This is a genomic window from uncultured Microbulbifer sp. (genome assembly GCF_947489355.1).
Lineage (GTDB): Bacteria > Pseudomonadota > Gammaproteobacteria > Pseudomonadales > Cellvibrionaceae > Microbulbifer.
Genome location: NZ_CANLDD010000194.1, coordinates 1 through 400, shown reverse-complemented (window position 1 = coordinate 400; position 400 = coordinate 1). Strand labels below are relative to the sequence as shown.

Here is a 400-nt window from a genome sequence, read left to right as displayed (position 1 = left end):
AAGGATAAACCCCATGATTCATACTAACGATCGCATCATTAAACACAAGACCGGTCTGCTCAATCTGGCGGAAGAACGATGCTGCCTTTTCTTGTTAAATGCATTTACGCACCATAGGTATGCTCATTCCGTGTTCGAGAGCTTCTTTTGCGAAATTATTATTTTCAACGCTAAAGCCGTGGGACTCAAAATACTGAATTTGATGACTTGAAGCGGCTGAAAGTGTAATTTTAGAAATGCGATTTTTCTTGCCGAAAGAAATAATATTTGAAAGCAATGTAGAGAACAGGCCAAGACTACGATACTCGTGAAAATGATACTTTGAGGGTGTTCAAAACTCTGTGTCAGCCAAGTAGCCTCATAGGCTGATATATTTCTCCAGGCGATCTGGGAAGTGGAT

At 40.5% G+C, this 400-nt stretch carries 1 pseudogene; it reads left to right on the top strand.

Features of this window, described 5'->3' with window-relative positions:
* A pseudogene (locus Q1A48_RS21425) lies at positions 1-211 on the top strand (hypothetical protein); the annotation flags it as partial.
* Positions 212-400: the final 189 nt, after the last annotated feature.